Below are 19,114 nucleotides of genomic sequence, written 5' to 3'. Positions count from 1 at the left end.
TACAAGTAAATGTTTGCAATCGTTTTATTTTATAATGGTAGGTGATGGAAATGAATGATTTTAGTTTATTACAGCAGGAATTGGGCATTTTTTTTCGTGATGAAAAATTATTACGCCAAGCCTTTACACATTCATCATATGTGAATGAGCACCGGAAGAAAAAGTTATCGGATAATGAACGATTAGAATTTTTAGGTGATGCTGTTTTAGAGTTAGGAGTTTCACAGTATCTGTTTCGTGAATTCAAAGAAATGGCTGAAGGTGATTTAACTAAATTGCGTGCATCGATCGTTTGTGAACCAGCGCTTGTTAAGTTTGCAGAGGACCTAAATTTTAATCAATATGTACTGCTAGGAAAAGGAGAGGAAATGACTGGTGGGAGAAACCGGCCTGCATTACTCGCAGATGTTTTCGAAGCATTTATTGGTGCATTATATTTAGATCAGGGATATGATCAGGTTATTTCCTTTTTAGAACAACACGTTTATCCGAAGATTACTACCGGTGCTTTTTCGCATACGATGGATTATAAGAGCCAGTTGCAAGAGATGGTGCAACAGTATAAGAATAGAGTTGTCGAATATGAGATCGTTGAAGAGAAAGGTCCAGCTCATGATCGGGAGTTTTTTGCTGTAGTTACTATCAATGGTAGAATCGAAGGTAAAGGTTTGGGCAGAACGAAGAAGGAAGCGGAACAACGTGCTGCTAAAAAAGCATTAGATGAACTGAAAGTGAAATAATAAATAATTCCTTCGTATAATGAAATCTGGCAAGAGAAATAGGGAGAGGACACCCTGTCCCTCTTGCCCTTATTATTGTTTTCGATATTTTTTCAATTCATCAATAAAAGCATTCGTTTCTGCCACAGTAAGTTTTCCTTTATGATTTAATAAATCATATAATTCTTCGATTTCGTCATATTTTTCAAAATCATAATCTTTTGGATCCATTAAAGAACTGTTTACAACTTTTAACATTTTCCCCATTTCTTCAATCATTTGATTGAATTTTTCCTGTGTTTGGTTTTCTGAATTCAATTGCAATCACTCCTAAAGTTTGTTTATTATGTAATAATCCTGCTTAATTGGTGTCTCGCTTTATTCTTTCTTCTCACACCCTTCTCTTTATGATAAAATAAATAAGTTGAAAAGCAACCAAAATATCAAAAAAAATCAACTTTTTTTGGAAATTATTTTATCGCATTCAATTAGTTAGCATTATCCTTTGATGCTAACCAGCGATACCATTTTCCCTTTCATTAAAATGGAAGATGTTGTCTCCGTGAAAAGTGACTATTCATAATGGCACTTCACCTATTCAGATACTTTATAAATGGAAGATGATGGAAGAATAAAATAATGGAAAGTTATATATAGGAGTTTTTACTATGTTCTTAAAACAATTAGATACTTTAGGGTTTAAATCATTTGCGGATCGGGTGCGTGTTAACTTTGTTCCAGGAGTTACAGCAGTTGTTGGACCAAACGGAAGTGGGAAAAGCAATATCACTGATGCTATCAGATGGGTTCTGGGAGAACAATCTGCTAAATCATTACGTGGTTCGAAAATGGAAGATATCATATTCCAAGGTAGTGACTCAAGGCGACCTTTGAATATGGCAGAAGTAACATTAGTACTTGATAACACCGATCGGAAACTCCCTGTTGATTTTCAGGAAGTTAGTGTAACGAGGAGAGTTTACCGTTCTGGCGAGAGTGAATATTTACTCAATAAACAAAAGTGCCGATTAAAAGATATTACGGACTTGTTTTTAGATTCCGGACTTGGAAGAGAAGCGTTCTCCATTATTAGTCAAGGGAAGGTCGAGGAAATTCTTAGTTCCAAATCGGATGATCGCCGAATTATTTTTGAAGAAGCGGCAGGGGTTTTAAAATACAAAAATCGTAAGAAGCAAGCGGAATATAAGCTTGCAGAAACCCAAGAGAATTTGAACCGTGTGGAGGATATTATTTATGAAATATCTGGACAACTTAGTCCACTAGAAGAACAAGCAGCTATTGCAAAAGAGTTCTTAAATCATAAAGAAAGATTGACAGAACATGAAGTAGGTGTACTGGTCAAAGAGATTGAAATGCTCCATCAACAATATGAAACAACTGTGGAGAATATAGAAACAAACCAGAATGAGCATGAAATTAAGTGTAATGAAATAGAAGTGAAGAATGAATCGTTGCGTAATAATAAAGCAAGCATGCAAGAGGTTGATCAAAATATTCAATCATTGCAAGAACTGCTACTGCAGTTGACCCAATCTGTTGAGAGTTTGGAAGGGAACAAAAAAATTTTCCATGAAAGATTGCAACACTATGAAGAAAATAAGCGAAACCTTCAAAATCAATTAGATAAGCTGAATAATAAAGTGAGACAGTTAGAAGAATTACAAAAGGCAGAGAAGGATAAACTGAAGTCATTACAGCACAGCAAACAGCAGAACTCGAAGGAAATAGCTGAAACGACAAAACTCCTCGAAAATGGGAAGTTGACGATAGAAGAAGATCTTGAATCATTGAAAAGTGATTACATAGAATTGCTAAATGAACAAGCGGCTAAACGTAATGAACAAAATTCGATTAAACAGCAGTTAGAGCGAATCAATGGAAAAAGAGGCTTGCAAAAAAGTAAATGGCAAGATTCTTTAAAAGAACGTGATAAACTTACCGAACTGGTTGAAACTGGAGAACATTCTTATCAATTAATAAAAGAAAAATTAGCGGAACTGAAAAAGCAGACCTCTGAGCAGGATCGTAAAGCAATTGTAGAAATGAATCTATATCAAGATATGGAGCAAAAATATTATAAAGGGTTGCAAGTACTTGAGAATCTTAAGTCTAAGAAAGAATTACTAGAAGAGTTAAAGGAAGATTTTCAAGGATTTTATGCTGGAGTCAAAGAAATATTAAAGGCTAGAGAAAACAATCAACTAAAAGGGATACATGGAGCGATACCAGAATTAGTTACATTTGATGAAACCCTTGTTGATTCAATGGAAACAGCTTTGGGTGCACAAGCCCAGCATATTGTAGTAGATGATGAAAATTTCGCTCGTAAAGCGATTGAATGGTTAAAGAAAACAAACAAGGGAAGGGCAACATTTTTACCTATTTCAACAATGCAACCTAAATCTATTCCAAATCACGTAGTCCAACAAATAAGTCAGGACGATGGTTATGTTGGGATTGCAGCCGAGTTAATTCAATATGATCATAAATATGATAATGTTTTAAAAGCATTATTAGGCAATGTAATTATTGCCAAAACATTAAAGAATGCCAATATTATCGCAGCAAAGACGAACCGGCGTTATCGTATTGTTACACTAGATGGTGACATTGTTAACCCTGGTGGATCAATGTCAGGAGGCGCAAAAAAGAAAACCAATCAATCACTCTTTACAAGGGAACGTGAATTAAAGACAATAAATGAAAAGTGCGAGTCCTATCAAGCGAGAATTGAAGATTTCGAAACAAAACTAAAGGAACAGAAAATTGTTGTCGAGCAGGCTAATGAATGGAAAAAGCGAAAACATGTTGAATTAGAGGAGCTGGAGAACCAGTATCAAAAGGAAGCTGGTCTGTTGAAAGAGGCTCAGTTATCTTTAAAACATTTGAATCAAAGACTTTCTATTTATGATCAAGATAAACTGCAGCAAGAAAAAGATGAAGTCGAGTTAAAAACACAAGCTAGCAATAATGAAGAGGTTTTAAAAAGAATACAGGAAGAGTTAACAACAATTGATAAAAAAATCCAATATTTAACAAAAGAGCATGCTAGTTATGAAGAGAAAGAAGAGCGATTGAAAAGCAAACGTCAAACCCTTCAAGTGAAAGATGCAGAATTAAATGCTCAAATTACTAACCAAAAAGATAAGGTAGCTAGTTTAACGCAAGAATTAACAAACGTAGTAACAGAACATAATGAGACAGATCAACAATTAATTCAGTTGGAGAAGTTAAAAAGCTCTGAGCAAACAGAAGAAGAGATTGAAGAACAAGTGGTAAAGATGAAGCGGGAAAAGAGTGAAATTCAAGAACAATTACAGAAGGAAAGAGAGCAAAGATCTGTATTAAACCAGATGATCGAATCAATGGACATTGCGGTAAAGAAATTAACTGAAGAAGGTCATCAGTTATCTAAACAGATTCAAGGATTGGAGATCAATAAGGCCCGTCTGGAAAGTGATTTAGATCAAAGGTTAGAGGTTCTTGAAAATGAGTATCAGATGACGTTTGAAAGAGCGCGGAATAATTACCAAAAGCCTGATGACCTGAACGAAGCTAAGGAAAAAGTTAAATTAATCAAACGATCGATTGAAGAACTAGGTACAATCAATCTCGGCGCAATTGATGAGTATGATAGAATTAAAGAAAGACATGATTTTTTAACGAAACAGCAAGCAGACTTAGTTGAAGCAAAAAGGACATTGTATGATATTATCGCAGAGATGGATGAAGAGATGACGAAGCGTTTTGAATCAACCTTTGCACAAATTAAGGAAGAGTTTCACCAGGTTTTCAAAAAGTTATTTGGTGGTGGGAAAGCAGAACTTCGCTTAACAGATCCTTCTCATCTGCTAACAACAGGTGTAGATATTATTGCACAGCCGCCCGGTAAGAAACTGCAGCAATTGGGCTTGTTGTCAGGTGGTGAGAGAGCTTTAACGGCAATTGCATTGTTGTTCGCTATTTTACGTGTAAGGCCAGTACCATTCTGTGTTCTGGATGAGGTGGAAGCGGCGCTAGATGAAGCGAATGTAACAAGGTTTGCCCAATACTTAAAACATTATAGTTCAGAAACACAATTTATTGTCATTACCCATCGAAAAGGTACAATGGAAGAAGCAGATGTTCTGTATGGTGTGACAATGCAAGAATCAGGTGTTTCCAGATTAGTTTCAGTTAAACTAGAAGAAACACCGGAACTATTAGAAGCATAGATAATGGAGGTCGAATCATGAGTTTTTTGAATAAATTAAAAGAAAAATTCCAATCCAATCAAAATAATGAAGAGGTATCAGATAAATATAAAGACGGTCTAAGTAAAACGAGAAAGAGTTTTTCTGAAAAGATAAACGATCTTGTAGCAAGGTACAGAAAAGTAGATGAGGACTTTTTTGAAGATTTAGAAGAAGTGTTAATTGGTGCAGACGTTGGTGTTTCTACAGTACTGGATTTAATTGATGAATTAAAAATGGAAGTGAAACGCCGAAACATTAATGATTCGAAAGAGGTTAAGTCTGTTATCTCAGAAAAATTAGTCGACATTTATTATGGAGAAGACGGGAAAGAAGAAGCAGCAGTTGGATTGAATATGCAAGCTGATGAGCTCACGGTCATTTTATTTGTTGGTGTAAATGGTGTCGGGAAAACAACGACGATTGGGAAATTAGCTCATCAATTGAAATCTGAAGGAAAAAAAGTCTTGCTAACAGCTGGTGATACTTTCCGTGCTGGTGCTATCGAGCAATTAAGTGAATGGGGCAAAAGAGTCGATGTTGATGTAATTAAACATAGTGAAGGAAGTGACCCTGCTGCTGTTATTTATGATGGAATCCAAGCAGCAAAATCTCGTCAAGCCGACGTATTATTGTGTGATACGGCAGGCAGATTGCAAAATAAAGTGAATTTAATGAACGAGCTTTCCAAAGTGAAACGGGTAATTGAACGTGAAATTCCTAATGCGCCTCATGAAGTGTTATTGGTTCTCGATGCAACTACAGGGCAAAATGCATTAAGCCAAGCAAAAACTTTTTCTGAAGCAACCGATGTATCAGGAATTGTGTTAACAAAACTTGATGGAACAGCTAAAGGCGGGATCGTTTTAGCTATTCGGAATGAGTTAGGGATTCCTGTTAAACTAGTTGGTTTAGGGGAAAAAGTTACTGATTTGCAAAATTTCGATCCACAAGCATTCGTGTATGGTTTGTTTGCAGATATGCTGGATGATGAATAGGATTAATACTTGACAGTGTCGAAATGAAAAGCTTAGACTTTATTGTACTATCATATTTTAAAAGTTTGATGAAGAATGGAAATTCATTTAACGAGGAGTCCTTGTATGTTAGAAAAAACGACAAGAATTAATTTTCTATATGATTTTTATCAGGCTCTATTAACAGATAAGCAGAGAAACTATATGGAAATGTATTATTTAGAAGATCTATCCTTAGGGGAGATTTCAGAATCATTTAATGTGTCAAGACAAGCAATATATGATAATATCCGGCGCACAGAGCAAATGCTAGAAGATTATGAAAAAAAGTTAGGTTTGTACCAAAAGTTTCAGGAACGACAGAACCTGTTAAAGCAATCGAAAGAATTATTAAGCGAGCAAAAATACGAACAAGTAACAGCAATTATTGATCAAATTATGGAAATGGAATAGGGGGCGTATCATATGGCATTCGAAGGTTTAGCCGACCGCCTGCAAAATACGATACAGAAAATTAAAGGAAAAGGTAAAGTAACAGAGCAAGATGTGAAAGAAATGACAAGAGAAGTACGTTTAGCACTTTTAGAGGCTGACGTTAACTTTAAAGTTGTGAAGGACTTTATTAAAAAGGTAAAAGAACGTGCAGTTGGCGAAGAAGTGATGGAAAGCTTAACACCTGGTCAGCAAGTTATTAAAATCGTAAAGGAAGAGCTCTCCGGGTTAATGGGCGGTGATGAGAGTAAGATTGCTGTCGCTGACAGACCGCCTACAGTAATTATGATGGTCGGACTTCAAGGTGCAGGTAAAACAACAACTACAGGAAAGCTTGCTAACTTATTAAGAAAGAAATATAATCGTAAGCCGATGCTTGTTGCTGCAGATATTTATCGACCTGCAGCGATTGACCAACTAGAGACATTAGGAAAGCAACTAAATATGCCTGTCTATTCAGCAGGAACGGATACTAGTCCTGTAGATATCGCTAACCAAGCAATGGTGAAAGCGAAAGAAGAGCATTTAGATTATGTGCTGATTGATACAGCGGGTCGCTTGCATATTGATGGAGATTTAATGGAAGAATTAATCCAAATTAAAAATAATGTAAATCCTGATGAAATATTTTTAGTTGTTGATGCGATGACAGGGCAAGATGCAGTTAATGTTGCTGAAAGCTTTAACGAACAGTTAGATGTATCTGGTGTGATACTAACGAAATTAGATGGCGACACTCGTGGGGGTGCTGCCCTATCTATTAAAGCAGTTACGGATAAACCAATTAAGTTTGCAGGGATGGGGGAAAAACTTGATCAGTTAGAAGTCTTTCATCCAGAACGAATGGCTTCCCGTATATTAGGGATGGGAGATGTACTGTCATTAATTGAAAAGGCACAAGAGAATGTTGATGAGAAGCGTGCAAAGGAATTAGAAGATAAGATGCGTTCAGCTTCCTTTACGTTTGACGATTTCCTTGAGCAGATGGGGCAAGTTCGTAAGATGGGCCCACTTGATGAGTTGTTAGATATGATCCCAGGTGCAAACAAAATGAAGGGTCTAAAGAATGTTGAGATTGATGAAAAACAAATCTCCCATGTAGAGGCAGTCATTCAATCAATGACAGCTAAAGAAAGACAAGACCCGAGTATTATTAATGCGAGCAGAAGAAAACGGATCGCAAAAGGTTCCGGTCGTTCGGTTTCTGATGTAAATAGATTAATAAAACAATTTGATGAAATGAAAAAAATGATGAAACAAATGACGAACATGCAACAAGGAAAAAAAGGAAAGAAAGGGAAAAAGGGCAAAGGATTTAACTTTCCTTTCATGTAAAGAAAAACTTGTTCTTGTTTACCAATAAATATTGGAATTCTACCAAGTGCTGAGGCCCCCGCACTTGTGCCCTTTGGGTGAAACCGGCTGTTTTTCCCCAGCGGGAAACTTTCTTTTTAGTGAGTTAATGACAACCACTTGATGATGAACATCCTTCTTATTTTCAAAGCTCAAGCCGGTGCTTACTCGGGTTTTTAAAGAATTTTTATATATGTAATGTAAAAACACTTTACAGACATAATTAAATCTGATACAATTCTATCTTGTGTGAAACATTAATTTGGAGGTGTAAACAATGGCAGTAAAAATTCGCCTAAAACGTATGGGTTCTAAAAGAAATCCTTTCTATCGTATCGTTGTTGCAGATTCTCGTTCACCACGTGATGGACGTATTATCGAACAAGTTGGAACATATAACCCGGTAGTTAATCCGGTTGAAGTGAAAATTGATACAGAAAAAGCACTTGATTGGATGACAAAAGGTGCAAAACCTAGTGATACGGTACGTAACTTATTCTCAAAAGAAGGCATCATGAAACAATTTCACGAATCAAAAAACTAATAATAAAGTAGTGTGATTTCATGAAATCCTTAATACAAACAATTATTGAACCATTAGTCGATCATCCTGAGTTAATTGTCGTGACTGAGAAAGATGAACCGAATAAGATCGTTTATCATCTTGAAGTTCATCCAGACGATGTTGGGAAAGTGATCGGAAAAAATGGACGAATTGCGAAATCAATTCGAACAGTTGTTTATGCTGCGGGAATGAAAACAAATAAAAAAGTTTATTTGGATATCATGTAGAAAAAAGAGAAGGGAAACCTTCTCTTTTTTCTACATATCAGCAAATTTCAAAGTGTTCTCCTTCCTTTCATCATCGATCCATTAGTAAATGCCTTTTTATCTGCGACCAGTTGCCGCTTTTCATATATAGTACATTTCCAATTCCTTTTTCCTGCACTCTCCTATTACATTAGGCAGAAACAAATAGCAGACAATTTTAGTTCTGTCTTTATCTTTTTCTGAAGTTTTGCTATTCTTTTAATAACTTGTATCATGAAAATGGAGAGGCTGTATTTTATGAAAATAATTCGTAAAGTTGCTGTGAAACAAATTGTGACAGATAAAACAAAAGCACAGCTTAAAGAAGAATATGAATGGAAAGTGTTTAAACTAGAACAAGAATGTCAACAGTTACTGTTCGAACAAAAGAAGCTTGAACAACGGTCATCCAAGAATAAAGCAGATATAGCATTAAAATTTCAAAAAGAAATGTCTAATCGGAAAGACCACATTAAATGGTATAAGTATAAACTAGAGCAATTGGAAATCTTACCAATAGGCAGTGAGATTAGTGATGGAGAAGTTGAAGCGATGGTTGAGATAGAAGAAGGTATGAATTGGAATGAATTGGTTGATCAAAAGACGATTGTTATTAAGGATGGAATCATTACAAAAATTACATAAATCAGGTGATGCAGATGAAAAATCAATATTTTAAAGTTGGTAAAATTATTAATACTCATGGGATCAAAGGGGAAATAAAAGTCGTTCGAATTACAGACTTTGATAGTCGCTTTGATATAGGTACAAAATTATTTATTAAGCAAAATGGAACAGATGAACTAATTGAAGTAGAAGTTGACGGACATCGGCAACATAAGCAATTTGACCTTTTGCATTTAAAAGGCTTTAATAATATTAATGAAGTCGAAAAGTATAAAGGTTCGATATTAGTCGTAGCACAAAGCCAATTAGAAAAATTGGAAGAGAATGAATTTTATTATTACGAAGTTATCGGATGTGATGTTTACACTGTTAATGAAGAGTATATCGGGAAGGTAATAGAAATATTATCCCCGGGAGCAAATGATGTATGGGTAGTAAAAGATGAAAGCAGAAAAGAAGTGTTAATTCCATACATTGAACCTGTTGTGAAAAAAGTAGATATAGAAGCAAGGAAAATTATTATTGAACCAATGGAAGGACTATTAGAGTAATGAGAATAGATATCTTGTCATTATTTCCTGAAATGTTCGAAGGGGTTTTTCGGTCATCTATTTTAAAAAAAGCTTATGAGAAACAATTTTTCTCCTATAATTTTGTGAACTTCCGTGATTTTGCTGACAACAAACATAATAAAGTTGACGATTATCCATATGGTGGTGGTGCTGGAATGGTCTTAAAACCACAGCCGATATTCGATGCAATTGACACCATTGAAACGGATGAAACTAAGAAGCCAAGGATTATTTTAATGTGCCCGCAAGGGGAAACATTTACTCAAAAAAAAGCAGAAGAATTGGCAAGAGAGGATCATTTAATCTTTATATGTGGTCATTATGAGGGCTATGATGAAAGAATCCGTACTAATTTAGTAACAGATGAGATATCGATTGGCGATTATGTTTTAACAGGTGGAGAATTAGGAGCGATGGTTGTCATAGATAGTGTTGTAAGACTAATCCCTGGCGTATTGGGAAATGACGATTCAGCAGTGGAAGATTCATTTTCAACAGGATTGCTGGAACATCCGCATTATACAAGACCAGCAGAGTTCCGTGGAATAAAAGTGCCTGATGTATTATTGTCAGGAAACCATGCACATATTAATGAGTGGCGCAGGAAAGAATCTTTGAGAAGAACTTATTTACGAAGACCAGATTTATTAGAAAGCATGGAACTGTCCAATGAAGAAAAAGGTTGGATAAAAGAATGGGGAAATAATAAAAGTTCTAGTTGAATTATTTATTAGTCTATGATATATTGATATTTGTGCTTAAGTGTATACTTAAGGTTATTAACGGTGTTCCGCTGTCGAGCTTTTCGTTAAGAACATTGGTTTGGAAGGAGTGCATTAAGAATGCAAAAATTAATCGAAGAAATTACAAAAGATCAATTACGTACAGATCTTCCTGAATTCCGTCCTGGTGATACTGTTAAAGTACACGTGAAGGTTGTTGAAGGTAACCGTGAACGTATCCAGGTATTTGAAGGTGTTGTTATCAAACGCCAAAATGGTGGAATTAGTGAAACATTTACTGTTCGTAAAATTTCTTACGGTGTAGGGGTTGAACGTACTTTCCCTGTGCATTCACCACGTCTTGCTAAGATCGAAATATCTCGTCGTGGTAAAGTTCGTCGTGCGAAGCTATATTATCTACGTAACCTGCGTGGTAAAGCTGCCCGTATTAAAGAAATTCGCTAATGAGTATTGTAAAAGGAGCTTGCATTGTCAGGCTCCTTTTTCTGCTATATAATAATTATATTATGATGTTTAAAAAAGCAGTATGATGGCAGAAGGAAGGAATTCTAATCATGGCAGCAAGGAAAAGCGATTGGATTGACTGGATAAAGACTATTATTATAACAGTGATTGTTATTGTTCTAATAAGAATGTTTATCGCGGTCCCAATTGTTGTAGAAGGACCATCTATGTTACCAACATTAGAAAATAATGATCGTTTAATTGTTGATAAAATTAGTTTGATCTTTCAAAATCCGGACAGATTTGATGTGGTAATCTTTCATGCAACAGAGAAGAAAGATTACATAAAACGTGTGATCGGTCTTCCGGGAGAAACAATTGAATATAAGAATGATCAATTATTTGTTGATGGAGAGTTAGTAGAAGAACCTTATCTTCAGGAAGTGAAACAAAATCTTGACCCGAATGCTACATTTACCACTGATTTTACACTTGAAGACATACCAGGTGGCTCTATGACAGTCCCGGACGGCCATGTATTTGTACTTGGTGATAATAGAAAGAATTCTACAGACAGTAGGCATCTAGGTTTTATACCTTTAGAGCAAATTGTAGGGATTGCAAGGTTTTCCTATTGGCCTATAATGAATCTCGGCACCATTGATTAGGAACAGGAGGTGGATGGCATGGTAATTCAATGGTTTCCTGGCCATATGGCAAAGGCAAAGCGGGAAGTATCAGAAAAATTGAAGCTAGTTGATTTTGTGATAGAATTAGTTGATGCAAGAGTCCCATTATCATCACAAAATCCTTTACTTCAACAACTGTTAAACAATAAATCGAAGATGATTATTCTTATGAAAGATGATTTAGCAGATAAAAAAATGACAGAAAAGTGGCTCGGCTATTTTCGTAAACAAGACATTACATCGATTGCGATTGATGTTAATAACCGGAAAGATATTCAAAAAGTTATTCAATCAGCGAAAGAGTTAGCTGAAGAAAAAATGGAGCGGTTAAAAAGAAAAGGAATAAGACCAAGACCAGCAAGAGCAATGATAGTAGGAATTCCAAATGTAGGGAAATCCACATTAATTAACCGGTTGGCAAATAAAAAAATTGCCAAAACTGGTGACAGACCAGGTGTAACGAAAAGCCAGCAATGGATTAAGGTTAAAAAAGACTTTGAATTATTAGATACGCCCGGTATATTATGGCCAAAGTTCGAAGAGGAAGTCATCGGTTTACGATTAGCTGCAATCGGAACTATTAAAGATCAGCTGTTAGCAATGGATGATATTGCAGCATTTATTATCCGTTACCTTAAAGATCATTATCCTGAATTATTAGAGGAACGTTATCATGTAATTGATGAAGTGGATGATATGGTAGAAATTTTTGAAACAATTGGTCGTAAAAGAGGCTGCCTTGAGTCAGGTGGTAAAGTTAATTATGACAAGACAGCAGAAATTATTGTCCAAGACTTAAGAAATAGTAAGCTAGGACCGATTACATTAGAGCAGCCAAATATGATTGAATAAAGACATTCCAAACAATAGAATGTCTTTATTTTTGTGAAAAATTGACGATATAGTAAGAAATGGGGTTTCGCATATGGATTCATCCTGGACAATTAACCAGATAAAACAATACATAGATTCGAATGAATGGAATGAGGAAATAAAAACGTTTTTACAGAAAGATAAACGTAAAGGTGTACAAAAGTTAATTCAAAATTATGAAAAACAGGCACAACTAAAACTGCAATTAAAACAGCATTTTCTCACAATGTCCCGTTTTGAACGAATGCAATGGCTAAAAGGGAACAAGTTTGTAGCTGGTGTCGACGAAGTGGGAAGAGGTCCGCTTGCTGGCCCTGTAGTTGCAGCTGCCGTAGTACTTCCTGCTGATTTCTGTCTATTAGGATTAGATGATTCGAAGAAATTAAGTAAGTCGACCCGCGAAGCGTATTATGATTATATTATTGAAAATGCTTTAGCATACAAAGTAGGAATAATTGAGCCGGCAGAAATTGATCAATTGAATATTTACCAAGCAACAAAAAAAGCAATGAGGTTTGCCTTAGACAATATTCCACTGAAATTAGACCATGTATTAATCGATGCGGTTGAATTAGAAGGGCTGCCATATACAAGTGAATCTATCATTAAAGGGGATCAAAAAAGTATCTCTATTGCGGCTGCAAGCATTATAGCAAAAGTAACGCGCGACAGAATGATGGCAGAGTACCATCGGAAATACCCGCAGTTCCAGTTCGAGAAAAATAGTGGTTATGGAACGAAAGACCATATTAGTGCAATTAATCAATACGGGATTACCAATATACATAGAAGAAGTTTTTTAAAAAATATTATTTAAGTGGAGGTTGGAAAATGAATATGCATACCATCTCAAATAAATCACCTGTTACCAAATCAAGTAATTCTGCTTCCAACATGAATTTGAGAAGTGGGCAAATGATTGCAGGGAAAGTGATAGAGATATTTCCAAATCAGAAGGCAAGAATACAGATAGGTGGTATGCAAGTAGTTGCCCAATTGGAAACAGCGTTATCCGCAAAACAAGGTTATATTTTCCAGGTTGTTTCAACAGCAAATACTCTTCATTTAAAAAAAGTTAGCGATGTTTCATTGGAATCCAGTCAGTCACTAGAGAAAATGTTACAACAACTTGGGGTTTCTTTAACAAAAAGTACGGAGGATTTATTTTCACAGTTAATCTCAAAAAATATTCCGTTTACAAAAGATGATGCTCAAATGCTTACCCAATTTCTGGATAAATATGGTGGCAACAGTTCAAACAGAGATATATTAATGTCAATGATGGAGAAGAAGCTTCCGCTTACTGACCAGGTTTTCCGAGCGTTACAAGGAATGCAACAGAGTGGTGTTGGCAAGGAGATGAATACCTTATTAAAGCAATTAAACTCATTAGTGGGTCAGCAATCCAATGGAAACACTTCACAACTAACGAACATGATTTTGGATAAACTAAATCAATTTCTAGGTACCTCACCTGTTAACAGCAGTCCATTGTTAACGAAAAAGAACAGTGAAGTACTTTTCCAGTTATTACAAAGAACAGGTCAGGTTAACTCAGATGCCCCCTTAGAAAAATTTCAAACGCTTGTTGGGCAAATGACAGGTAATAAAACGGAATTTACACAGTACTTTTCCAATACAAACAACCATAACCCTTTGCCACTAAATAAACTGGAAGAACTCAGACCTGTTATTGCAAAAATATTACCAATGTTAACAGCAGGAGATGCAAAAATACTACAAAATTCGTTACTAAACAGTCAAATGTTAATGGATAATAATCAGAGTGTATCCAATATTTTATTGAAAACAAGTTGGGAATCATCCAGTTTCCTAACACCTATAGATAAAGCTATGATGCAGCAATTTACAAAAGAAGTTTTACAAACACATATTCAAGACAATATGCGGTCGCTATTACAAGCGCAGCTTCCCTTTAACCACAATGATGTGAAGCGTTTTAATCTGATTGTCAGAAGGCTAGGAGACGGTAATCAGCCAGCTAATATGATCCAGGATTTAAAGAATATGTTTACAAGTAGTGATTTACTGCCAAAATTAACAACAGTTATAAGCAAACATGAAATAGAAGTTATCCAAAGATGGATTCAAAATTCCGCTTCATCTGTGACACAAAATCAACAAGTAGCAGAATTATTACAAAAAGTGAATCTTCAACAATTATCACAACAAGAAGCAAATGTTGTTAGAGAATTTATGTTAAAAACGGATCAAATGATGTCATTTGATTCCCGCTCGGTTAAAGACCATTTTGTAACATTGGTTAAACAATTTATCCATACTAGTGGTATCCAAGATGAAGTCCAATTAGTAAAACAATCTGAAGAACAAGAGAATTTTTCATTGAAGCAACTTCTCATTCAAGGCACCCAGCAAAATACAGATATAGCTGGGGATAAGATGATGAGGCTTATTAACACTTTAACAGGTACTCAATTACAAATGCTAAATCAGGATCAATCTCTCTCTCAAATTAATCTTCACTTCCCTGGAGATAAATTTGGACTAATAGAGGATATCCGAATCCAATTTGAAGGGAAAAAGAAAGAAGACAGTAAAGAAATAGATCCTGATTACTGCCGAGTACTTTTTCATTTAAATTTAAATAATCTTGGTGAGACAATGATCGCAATGTCGATTCAGAAAAGGGTTGTCCATCTTTCCGTTTACAATGATCATGAGGAAATAAAACCTGTGCTTTCATTATTTAAGCCATTGTTAAAGGAGAAGTTAGTAAATTTAAATTATCAATTAACTACTGTGACATGGAAAAGTTTTCAAGGTATGAATGAAGAAAATCCAGAAACACGTGAGAATAATCCTTATGTTCAGCGAAGAGTAGAAGGGATTGATTACAGAGTATGAGGAATGGGGAAACAAACCGAAAGAAAGCAGCTGCCCTTAAATATGATCCAGGAAATGACCAAGCACCAAAAGTGACGGCAATTGGAAAAGGGTATGTAGCAGAAAACATTTTAGAGAAGGCATTAGCAAATAATATTCCGATTCAATCGGATCCGACCCTTGTTGAATTATTGTCAGAATTAGAAATTAATGAATCAATACCCGAAGAATTATACCAAGTTGTTGCAGAGGTATTTGCGTATATTTATCAAGTAGATCAGAAAATGAAATAACTTATAATTGCTCTCCGTCGATTTTCAGATGGAGGGCTTTTTCTTACTGTATATAAATATGATTTTGAAAAATGTCTGATTTATTAAATTATTTTGTGGACAATGACTCCCCTTTTTTTATACAATGAGGATGCAGTGATTAATTGATGGGAGGATGAAAGATGAATATTCACGAGTATCAAGGCAAAGAAATTTTGCGTAAGTACGGTGTCGCTGTACCTAATGGCAAAGTAGCTTATTCTGTAGAAGAAGCAGTAAAAGCAGCAGAGGAACTGGGCACAGCGGTAACTGTAGTGAAAGCTCAAATTCACGCTGGGGGAAGAGGTAAAGCAGGCGGTGTGAAGGTAGCGAAGAATATCGATGAAGTTCGTACATATGCAGACGAAATATTAGGTAAGACACTGGTAACACATCAAACAGGTCCTGAGGGCAAAGAAGTAAAGCGTTTACTGATTGAAGAAGGCTGTGACATTAAAAACGAATATTATATCGGCCTTGTATTAGATCGTGCTACATCACGAGTGACGATGATGGCATCAGAAGAGGGCGGTACAGAAATAGAAGAGGTTGCTGCGTCCACGCCTGAGAAGATTTTTAAAGAAGTAATTGACCCTGTAACAGGACTATTGCCATATCAAGCGAGAAGACTTGCTTTCAATATAAATATTCCAGCAGAATATTTATCGAAAGCGGTTAAATTTATGATGGGATTATACCAGGTTTTTGTCAAAAAAGATTGTTCTATTGCGGAAATTAATCCATTAGTAACAACTGGAGACGGTGAAGTATTAGCGCTTGATGCGAAGTTTAACTTTGATGATAACGCATTATTCCGTCAAAAAGATATTGTAGCATATCGTGATTTAGAGGAAGAAGATGAGAAAGAAATTGAAGCATCAAAATACGACTTAAGTTATATTGCATTAGATGGCAATATCGGTTGTATGGTAAATGGTGCAGGACTGGCGATGGCTACAATGGATATTATTAAACATTATAATGGTGATCCCGCTAACTTCCTTGATGTGGGGGGCGGTGCGACTGCTGAAAAAGTTACAGAAGCTTTTAAAATTATCCTTTCCGATCAGAATGTGAAAGGGATCTTTGTAAACATATTCGGTGGTATTATGAAGTGTGATGTCATTGCGGAAGGTGTTGTCCAAGCTACGAAAGAAGTTGGTTTAACAATGCCGCTGGTTGTACGCTTAGAAGGTACAAATGTGGATGCCGGGAAGCAAATCTTAGCAGAGTCCGGCTTGAACATTACACCAGCTGAATCAATGGCAGACGGTGCTGAAAAGATTGTCGCACTAGTTAATGAAGCATAGAAACGCTAAATTTTCCTAAATGGGATAAGGGGAGGATCCGTTCATGAGTGTATTTATTAATAAGGATACTAAAGTGCTAGTACAAGGGATCACAGGTTCTACAGCACTTTTTCATACAAAGCAAATGTTAGAGTATGGTACAAAGATAGTCGGTGGTGTTACACCAAAAAAAGGTGGTACAGAGGTAGAAGGTGTTCCTGTATTTAATACAGTGCAAGAAGCTGTGGATCAGACTCGGGCAAATGCGTCGGTAATTTATGTACCGGCTCCTTTCGCAGCAGATGCGATTATTGAAGCGGTAGATGCAGAATTAGATCTTGTTATCTGTATTACAGAACACATACCAGTAATGGATATGGTGAAAGTAAAACGTTATATGGAAGGCAAAAATACTAGATTAGTAGGACCAAACTGCCCTGGTGTAATTACACCAGAAGAATGCAAGATCGGAATTATGCCTGGCTATATCCATAAAAAAGGCCATATTGGCGTAGTTTCTCGTTCCGGGACACTTACGTATGAAGCAGTACATCAGCTTTCAGAAGCAGGATTTGGACAGTCTACTGCTGTAGGTATTGGTGGAGACCCTGTTAATGGAACAGATTTTATTGATGCATTAAAAGCGTTCAATGAAGATCCTGAGACTGAAGCGGTTATGATGATTGGTGAAATTGGCGGAACTGCCGAGGAAGAAGCGGCAGAATGGGTCAAAGCGAATATGACGAAACCAGTTGTCGGTTTTATTGGTGGACGTACAGCACCACCAGGTAAACGTATGGGTCATGCTGGAGCGATTATTTCTGGTGGTAAAGGTACTGCAGAAGAAAAGATTAAAGTTATGAACAATTGTGGTATTAAAGTTGCTGAAACCCCATCAGTGATGGGCAAGACATTAATTAGCGTTTTAGAAGAAAAGGGTCTTGTTGAGAAGTGTAAAACTCACTAATATTGCATGAAGAGATAAGCAAAAAGCTTATCTCTTCTAAAAATATAATAAGGTTGTGAAGCGATGGAAAAAGTTAGTTGGAGATTAATCCATCTACATCAGATTCATGGTATAACCAGACAGCTAATATGGAAAATATTAAAGGCTGATCCAAGTTTAACATCCATTTATCAATGGACGAATGACGAGTGGATAAAACTCTTTAATATTTCAGATAATCAAGTATGGAAAATTAAAGCAAATCTTCTCAACAAGGAATTGCAGCGTAATATTGTCAAACAAGCAAAAAAATATAATATTCTTACGATATTTGACCACCAGTATCCCCCTCAGTTAAGGAATATTCCAGATCCCCCACTAGTTCTATATACGACAGGAGACATATCATTATTAAACCAAACGCCTAATTTAAGTGTTGTTGGGACAAGGTATCCTTCAGAAAATGCTAAAAATTTGATGAACCAGCTACTTCGTCCTATATTGAAGAAAAGGTGGATAATTGTAAGTGGTATGGCAACTGGAATTGATGGTTATGCACATGAATTAGCTTTGGCATATAACTCACCGACTATTGCTGTATTGGGAAGCGGTTTTGAACACATATACCCTAATCAACATTTAACACTATTTAATGAAATTGCAAGTAAAGGATTAGTTATCTCCGAGTATCCTCCTTATACTCCACCTCAAAAATACCATTTTCCTGAAAGAAATCGAATAATTAGTGGTTTAACATTCGGTACCATTGTCATTGAAGCAAAAACAAAAAGCGGCTCATTAATTACTGTAGATCAAGCGTTAGAGCAAGGCAGAGATGTACTGGCAGTACCCGGGTCAATATTAAAGAATACGAGTGAGGGTTGTAACCAGCTGATTCAAGATGGGGCAAAGTTAGTGCAAACAGCAAATGACATTGAATCAGAGTGGGAAGATAGCAAAATGAAATGGGCAAAAATAACGTCATTATAGTAGTTGTATAACGTGATTAAGGAAAGTCACGGGTTGTTGTATTATAATGAATTGGAACTCCAACAATGTCAACAACGGCCAAACTCGAAAATGAATAACTCATTGCAGCAATTGATTTAAGGGAATAATCGGTCTTCCCGGCACATTAGCGAATTTATACA

20 protein-coding genes are annotated in these 19,114 nt (G+C 36.0%); 19 read left to right on the top strand and 1 reads right to left on the bottom strand.

Going from position 1 to position 19,114, the window contains the following annotated elements; genetic code table 11:
• The first annotated feature begins 50 nt into the window (after positions 1–50).
• Positions 51–740, top strand: a complete 690-nt coding sequence (rnc, locus tag ACFOY7_RS16205; protein ID WP_390253433.1) for a ribonuclease III — start codon at positions 51–53, stop codon at positions 738–740.
• Positions 741–812: 72 nt separating this feature from the next.
• Here the strand turns inward: rnc and ACFOY7_RS16200 are convergent, their stop codons facing one another.
• On the bottom strand, positions 813–1,037 hold the full coding sequence (locus tag ACFOY7_RS16200; RefSeq protein ID WP_390253431.1) for a DUF1128 family protein: 225 nt from the start codon (positions 1,035–1,037) through the stop codon (positions 813–815).
• A gap of 350 nt (positions 1,038–1,387) precedes the next feature.
• On the opposite strand from ACFOY7_RS16200, the gene smc reads away from it, so the two are divergent.
• The 18 genes from smc (at position 1,388) to dprA (ending at position 18,953) form a co-directional block, all read left to right on the top strand.
• On the top strand, positions 1,388–4,954 hold the full coding sequence (smc, locus tag ACFOY7_RS16195; protein WP_390253429.1) for a chromosome segregation protein SMC: 3,567 nt from the start codon (positions 1,388–1,390) through the stop codon (positions 4,952–4,954).
• A gap of 17 nt (positions 4,955–4,971) precedes the next feature.
• Positions 4,972–5,970 (top strand): signal recognition particle-docking protein FtsY, encoded by a 999-nt coding sequence (gene ftsY / locus ACFOY7_RS16190; protein ID WP_390253427.1) that lies wholly within the window; start codon positions 4,972–4,974, stop codon positions 5,968–5,970.
• Between the two features lie 75 nt (positions 5,971–6,045).
• A complete protein-coding gene (locus ACFOY7_RS16185) occupies positions 6,046–6,402 on the top strand; it encodes a putative DNA-binding protein (protein WP_390253425.1) in 357 nt (118 codons plus the stop codon).
• Positions 6,403–6,414: 12 nt separating this feature from the next.
• Positions 6,415–7,776 (top strand): signal recognition particle protein, encoded by a 1,362-nt coding sequence (gene ffh / locus ACFOY7_RS16180; RefSeq protein ID WP_390253424.1) that lies wholly within the window; start codon positions 6,415–6,417, stop codon positions 7,774–7,776.
• 295 nt (positions 7,777–8,071) lie between these two features.
• The gene (gene rpsP / locus ACFOY7_RS16175; protein WP_390253422.1) at positions 8,072–8,338 is read left to right on the top strand and encodes a 30S ribosomal protein S16; all 267 of its coding nucleotides are present in this window, start codon (positions 8,072–8,074) and stop codon (positions 8,336–8,338) included.
• Between the two features lie 20 nt (positions 8,339–8,358).
• Positions 8,359–8,586: a KH domain-containing protein gene (locus tag ACFOY7_RS16170; RefSeq protein ID WP_390253420.1), complete on the top strand. Its 228-nt coding sequence runs from the start codon at positions 8,359–8,361 to the stop codon at positions 8,584–8,586.
• A 276-nt stretch (positions 8,587–8,862) separates the two neighbouring features.
• Positions 8,863–9,249: a YlqD family protein gene (locus ACFOY7_RS16165; protein ID WP_390253418.1), complete on the top strand. Its 387-nt coding sequence runs from the start codon at positions 8,863–8,865 to the stop codon at positions 9,247–9,249.
• Positions 9,250–9,257: 8 nt separating this feature from the next.
• On the top strand, positions 9,258–9,782 hold the full coding sequence (rimM, locus tag ACFOY7_RS16160; RefSeq protein WP_390253416.1) for a ribosome maturation factor RimM: 525 nt from the start codon (positions 9,258–9,260) through the stop codon (positions 9,780–9,782).
• Positions 9,782–10,525 carry a tRNA (guanosine(37)-N1)-methyltransferase TrmD gene (gene trmD, locus ACFOY7_RS16155; RefSeq protein WP_390253414.1) on the top strand — a complete coding sequence of 248 codons (744 nt, stop codon included), beginning with the start codon at positions 9,782–9,784 and terminating at the stop codon, positions 10,523–10,525. The genes rimM and trmD overlap by 1 nt, the downstream gene beginning before the upstream one ends.
• A gap of 120 nt (positions 10,526–10,645) precedes the next feature.
• Complete coding sequence (gene rplS / locus ACFOY7_RS16150) at positions 10,646–10,990, top strand: 50S ribosomal protein L19 (protein WP_390253412.1); 345 nt, start codon at positions 10,646–10,648, stop codon at positions 10,988–10,990.
• A 110-nt stretch (positions 10,991–11,100) separates the two neighbouring features.
• Entirely contained in the window at positions 11,101–11,658 is a 558-nt protein-coding gene (gene lepB, locus ACFOY7_RS16145; protein WP_390253410.1) for a signal peptidase I, read from the top strand.
• A gap of 18 nt (positions 11,659–11,676) precedes the next feature.
• Positions 11,677–12,531 (top strand): ribosome biogenesis GTPase YlqF, encoded by an 855-nt coding sequence (gene ylqF, locus ACFOY7_RS16140; protein WP_390253408.1) that lies wholly within the window; start codon positions 11,677–11,679, stop codon positions 12,529–12,531.
• Between the two features lie 73 nt (positions 12,532–12,604).
• Positions 12,605–13,369 carry a ribonuclease HII gene (locus tag ACFOY7_RS16135; RefSeq protein ID WP_390253407.1) on the top strand — a complete coding sequence of 255 codons (765 nt, stop codon included), beginning with the start codon at positions 12,605–12,607 and terminating at the stop codon, positions 13,367–13,369.
• A gap of 14 nt (positions 13,370–13,383) precedes the next feature.
• On the top strand, positions 13,384–15,438 hold the full coding sequence (locus ACFOY7_RS16130) for a hypothetical protein (protein WP_390253405.1): 2,055 nt from the start codon (positions 13,384–13,386) through the stop codon (positions 15,436–15,438).
• The gene (locus tag ACFOY7_RS16125) at positions 15,435–15,710 is read left to right on the top strand and encodes an EscU/YscU/HrcU family type III secretion system export apparatus switch protein (protein WP_390253403.1); all 276 of its coding nucleotides are present in this window, start codon (positions 15,435–15,437) and stop codon (positions 15,708–15,710) included. Before ACFOY7_RS16130 ends, ACFOY7_RS16125 begins: the two co-directional genes overlap by 4 nt.
• A 161-nt stretch (positions 15,711–15,871) precedes the next feature.
• Positions 15,872–17,038, top strand: coding sequence for an ADP-forming succinate--CoA ligase subunit beta (sucC, locus tag ACFOY7_RS16120; protein WP_390253401.1), 1,167 nt, complete (start codon positions 15,872–15,874; stop codon positions 17,036–17,038).
• A gap of 43 nt (positions 17,039–17,081) precedes the next feature.
• Positions 17,082–17,984 (top strand): succinate--CoA ligase subunit alpha, encoded by a 903-nt coding sequence (gene sucD / locus ACFOY7_RS16115; protein WP_390253399.1) that lies wholly within the window; start codon positions 17,082–17,084, stop codon positions 17,982–17,984.
• Positions 17,985–18,047: 63 nt separating this feature from the next.
• The gene (gene dprA / locus ACFOY7_RS16110; RefSeq protein ID WP_390253397.1) at positions 18,048–18,953 is read left to right on the top strand and encodes a DNA-processing protein DprA; all 906 of its coding nucleotides are present in this window, start codon (positions 18,048–18,050) and stop codon (positions 18,951–18,953) included.
• The last annotated feature ends 161 nt before the right edge of the window (positions 18,954–19,114 follow it).

Source organism: Gracilibacillus xinjiangensis, from assembly GCF_042651765.1.
GTDB lineage: Bacteria > Bacillota > Bacilli > Bacillales > Amphibacillaceae > Gracilibacillus > Gracilibacillus xinjiangensis.
Note: the sequence above shows the minus strand (reverse complement) of the source record. Positions and strands in the feature narration are given on the sequence as shown.

What these genes read in the sequence shown, in the direction of transcription:
- ffh (WP_390253424.1), top strand. Translation starts at nt 6,415, where the DNA reads ATGGCATTCGAAGGTTTAGCCGACCGCCTGCAAAATACGATACAGAAA.
- lepB (WP_390253410.1), top strand. Translation starts at nt 11,101, where the DNA reads ATGGCAGCAAGGAAAAGCGATTGGATTGACTGGATAAAGACTATTATT.
- rimM (WP_390253416.1), top strand. Translation starts at nt 9,258, where the DNA reads ATGCAGATGAAAAATCAATATTTTAAAGTTGGTAAAATTATTAATACT.
- rpsP (WP_390253422.1), top strand. Translation starts at nt 8,072, where the DNA reads ATGGCAGTAAAAATTCGCCTAAAACGTATGGGTTCTAAAAGAAATCCT.
- sucC (WP_390253401.1), top strand. Translation starts at nt 15,872, where the DNA reads ATGAATATTCACGAGTATCAAGGCAAAGAAATTTTGCGTAAGTACGGT.
- sucD (WP_390253399.1), top strand. Translation starts at nt 17,082, where the DNA reads ATGAGTGTATTTATTAATAAGGATACTAAAGTGCTAGTACAAGGGATC.
- ACFOY7_RS16130 (WP_390253405.1), top strand. Translation starts at nt 13,384, where the DNA reads ATGAATATGCATACCATCTCAAATAAATCACCTGTTACCAAATCAAGT.
- rnc (WP_390253433.1), top strand. Translation starts at nt 51, where the DNA reads ATGAATGATTTTAGTTTATTACAGCAGGAATTGGGCATTTTTTTTCGT.
- smc (WP_390253429.1), top strand. Translation starts at nt 1,388, where the DNA reads ATGTTCTTAAAACAATTAGATACTTTAGGGTTTAAATCATTTGCGGAT.
- dprA (WP_390253397.1), top strand. Translation starts at nt 18,048, where the DNA reads ATGGAAAAAGTTAGTTGGAGATTAATCCATCTACATCAGATTCATGGT.
- ACFOY7_RS16185 (WP_390253425.1), top strand. Translation starts at nt 6,046, where the DNA reads ATGGAAATTCATTTAACGAGGAGTCCTTGTATGTTAGAAAAAACGACA.
- rplS (WP_390253412.1), top strand. Translation starts at nt 10,646, where the DNA reads ATGCAAAAATTAATCGAAGAAATTACAAAAGATCAATTACGTACAGAT.
- ACFOY7_RS16165 (WP_390253418.1), top strand. Translation starts at nt 8,863, where the DNA reads ATGAAAATAATTCGTAAAGTTGCTGTGAAACAAATTGTGACAGATAAA.
- trmD (WP_390253414.1), top strand. Translation starts at nt 9,782, where the DNA reads ATGAGAATAGATATCTTGTCATTATTTCCTGAAATGTTCGAAGGGGTT.
- ftsY (WP_390253427.1), top strand. Translation starts at nt 4,972, where the DNA reads ATGAGTTTTTTGAATAAATTAAAAGAAAAATTCCAATCCAATCAAAAT.
- ylqF (WP_390253408.1), top strand. Translation starts at nt 11,677, where the DNA reads ATGGTAATTCAATGGTTTCCTGGCCATATGGCAAAGGCAAAGCGGGAA.
- ACFOY7_RS16125 (WP_390253403.1), top strand. Translation starts at nt 15,435, where the DNA reads ATGAGGAATGGGGAAACAAACCGAAAGAAAGCAGCTGCCCTTAAATAT.
- ACFOY7_RS16170 (WP_390253420.1), top strand. Translation starts at nt 8,359, where the DNA reads ATGAAATCCTTAATACAAACAATTATTGAACCATTAGTCGATCATCCT.
- ACFOY7_RS16135 (WP_390253407.1), top strand. Translation starts at nt 12,605, where the DNA reads ATGGATTCATCCTGGACAATTAACCAGATAAAACAATACATAGATTCG.